The organism is Flavobacterium sp., from assembly GCF_003525665.1.
Taxonomy (GTDB): Bacteria; Bacteroidota; Bacteroidia; order Flavobacteriales; family Flavobacteriaceae; genus Flavobacterium.
In genome coordinates this window covers 421-3,937 of record NZ_DQDX01000014.1, presented here as the reverse complement: position 1 = coordinate 3,937, position 3,517 = coordinate 421, and the positions used below count along the sequence as shown (strand labels likewise).

The window sequence follows — 3,517 nt, the reverse complement described above, 5'->3', positions numbered from 1 at the left end:
AAAACTCGTTAATTTACTATTAATTTAAATATTTATGATAAATTTCTTACAAATTTAATGTTATTGGATTTTATAAGATTTTTTATCACTAATGTTTACACTATACTTTTACGTTGTGCTTTCCACCATCTCTCTGGAAATTCTTGATTGCAAGCAGCAAGATAATCTTCATGCGAACAGGGTAATAACGTATTCTTTTTTAGTTTATTGTGAGAATTTAAAAAAAATGGAATCTCAATCCACCAGCGTTCTGTTTTGTTACTTCTATAAAAAACGATGTCTTCACTTTCAAATGGAACCGTGTATTTAATATAATGCTCTCTGCTTCCAAATGGGTATTCGTTAGAACGGTAATGTACACCTTCAATAAAATACCAGATTATCTGTGCAACCAACATTGCTTCTTGTTTAGTACCGTTGTGATTAAAGATTCCTAATGATGAAACCTTATCGCTAATACCAGCATATCTTGACAAAGAACAAATCTCTTTTCCATTAAATCCGTTGGGTTGAAAGGTAGTGAAATTTCCTGAATCTGATGACTTTACAGATGTTAAATCTACACTTACCAAGTCGGCATCTCTAAAAACAGGTTCCGAAATCGATATATTACTGCACACTTCTCCAAGACGAAATGCATCAAAAAATAATTTTTCGATTAAATCGATCTCTTCTTGAGAGTTAAAATAGGTTTGAAAACCGATATTGCTGTAGTTAAAAAGGTTGTTTGGCTCTTCAACGATGATTTTTGTCAAGTAAGATTCGGAAGAAATAGTTCCATCTTGCTTTCCAAAATCGAATTTTGTGTCTATCGACACCATGTTTACCATTTGCTCTAAATCGTCATAACCACGATAAAGCGCATAAGTTAAATCTTGAGACCCACCAATAATAATAGGTATCACTTTGTTTTTAAGCAATCTAGAAACTATTTTTTGAACTGCAAAATAAGTGTCGTCGGTTGAGTTCCCAGGTAAAATATCTCCTAAATCAGCAATGGTTTTACTCCAATTTCCAGGAAACAAACCATATAATTGTCTTCTAATGTGAGACAAATCGACTTCTTTTGTAGTATTTTCTGCTCCTCTATTTTCTGGAACTCCAATTATTGCAATGTTGATTTTGCTGATATCCGGAAAATCCTCACTAGTATGAAACACAATTTTACTGGACAAATGCTGTGACGACATTTGTTTTAAATCTATAATTAAATCGGTTTCTAATGGTGCAAGAAAATCGAATTCCATGTATTATTTCTTTTTTGTAGTTGTTTTTTTGGCAGCAGGTTTTTTAGCTGGTGCTTTTTTAGCAGCTGTTTTCTTCGCTGGAGCTTTCTTTTCAATCATTTCTTGAACTTCGGCTAATGTTAACTTCGTTGCATCAACGTCTTTACTCAATTCAATTTTGATTTTACCTTTTGTAATTTCACTTCTTCCCCAACGTGCTTTTTGAACCAAAATCCCTTCCGCTTCCCAATTGTGGATTACTTTATCAATGTTTTTTTGAATTTTATCTTCAATTAACTCTTCGATGTCGTTTTGAGATAAATTATCAAAATTGTATTTCTTGGAAACATTGATGAAAATTCCGTTCCATTTAATGAACGGTCCAAAACGTCCTGTCCCTTTTTGAACAGCTTCGCCTTTGTAAACTGCTATTGGCGCATCGGCTTCGGTTTTTTCATCGATTAAAACTTTGGCTCTTTCTAAATCTACATCCAATGGCTCTTCACCTTTTGGAAGTGAAACAAATACTTTTCCGAAACGGATAAATGGTCCAAAACGACCTAAACTTACCTCAACTTCTTCTCCTTTATAAGTTCCTAAAGCTTTTGGAAGTAAAAATAAATTTAATGCTTCTTCTAAAGTAATTGTTCCGATGTTTTGTTCTGGACGTAAACTTGCGAATTTCTTTTCTTCGTCTTCACTATCACCAATTTGAGCCATCGCACCAAATTTACCCAAACGAACCAAAACTGTTTTACCCGATTCTGGATGTTTTCCTAAAATACGTTCACCACTTTCTCTATCAGCATTGGCTTCAACATCTTTTACATTTGGATGGAATTTATCGTAAAACTCCTGCATCATTTTGGTCCAATTGATGTTTCCTTCTGCGATTTCGTCAAAATCTTGTTCGACTTTAGCAGTGAAATTATAATCTAAAATCGCGTCGAAATTCTTAACCAAGAAATCGGTTACGATATTTCCGATATCCGTTGGAACCAATTTTCCTTTATCTGAACCCGTGTTTTCTTTTAATATTGTATCAGAAACTTTACCAGCTTGCAAGGTCAATTGAGTGTATTTTCTTTCTTGACCCTCCAAAGTTCCTTTTTCTACATAACTTCTGTTGATGATAGTAGAAATAGTTGGTGCATACGTTGACGGACGACCAATTCCTAGTTCTTCTAATTTTTTTACCAACGCAGCTTCTGTATAACGACTTGGCGGACGGGAATATCTTTCGGTTGCCGTGATGTAATTATTAATCAACTTTTCGTTGACTTTCATTGCTGGTAACATTCCTTCTTGCTCGTCGTCGTCGTCGTCATTTCCTTCTAAATACACTTTTAGGAAACCTTCAAACTTGATAACTTCTCCTGATGCTGTAAAAACTTCTTGATGATTGTTGGCTTCGATCTTCACATTGGTGCGTTCCAATTCGGCATCGGCCATTTGAGAAGCTAACGTTCTTTTCCAAATTAAATCGTACAAACGAGCTTGATCTCTATCAATATTTACTGTGTGACGCGACATATCTGTAGGACGAATTGCTTCGTGTGCTTCCTGTGCACCTTTGCTTTTATTGGTAAATGTTCTTGGCTTAGAATATTCTTTTCCGTACGAGTGAATAATTTCAGCTTGCGCTGCATCCATTGCATCTTTTGAAAGGTTAACAGAATCCGTTCTCATATAAGTTATAAGTCCGGCTTCGTATAAACGTTGCGCCAATTGCATTGTAATTCCAACTGGAAGATACAATTTACGTGCTGCTTCTTGTTGTAAAGTTGACGTTGTAAATGGTCCAGCAGGCATTTTTTTGGTAGGTTTAGTTTCTAAATCGGCTACCTTATAATTAGAACCTATATTTTTAGCTAAAAAATCTTCGGCTTCTTTTTTCGTATTAAAATTCTTTGGAAGTTTGGCTTTGAAAGCTCTACCTGCTTCGTTCACAAACTCGGCAACAACAGAATAACTTGCAATTGCTTTAAAGTTTTGAATTTCGCGTTCGCGTTCTACAATTAATCGTACAGAAACCGATTGAACACGACCTGCAGAAAGTCCGCCTTTGATTTTTCTCCATAAAACTGGTGACAATTCGTATCCTACCAATCTATCTAAAACTCTACGTGCTTGTTGAGCGTTTACTAAATTGTAATCTATTTCTCTTGGATTTTCGATTGCTTTTAGAATAGCAGTTTTGGTAATTTCGTGAAAAACAATTCTTTTGGTTTTGTTTTTATCCAAATTTAATTCTTCTGATAAATGCCAAGAAATTGCTTCTCCTTCGCGGT

Annotated in this window: 2 protein-coding genes; both read right to left on the bottom strand. The window is 34.9% G+C overall.

Going from position 1 to position 3,517, the window contains the following annotated elements; genetic code table 11:
* Positions 1–95: 95 nt before the first annotated feature.
* Positions 96–1,247 carry a formimidoylglutamase gene (locus tag DIU01_RS00810; RefSeq protein WP_290831369.1) on the bottom strand — a complete coding sequence of 384 codons (1,152 nt, stop codon included), beginning with the start codon at positions 1,245–1,247 and terminating at the stop codon, positions 96–98.
* A 3-nt stretch (positions 1,248–1,250) separates the two neighbouring features.
* The coding region (topA, locus tag DIU01_RS00805) for a type I DNA topoisomerase (RefSeq protein ID WP_290831368.1) at positions 1,251–3,517 on the bottom strand (2,267 nt) is incomplete at its 5' end.

Excerpts from the sequence above, each read along its gene's own strand:
- DIU01_RS00810 (WP_290831369.1), bottom strand. The coding sequence starts at position 1,247 with ATGGAATTCGATTTTCTTGCACCATTAGAAACCGATTTAATTATAGAT.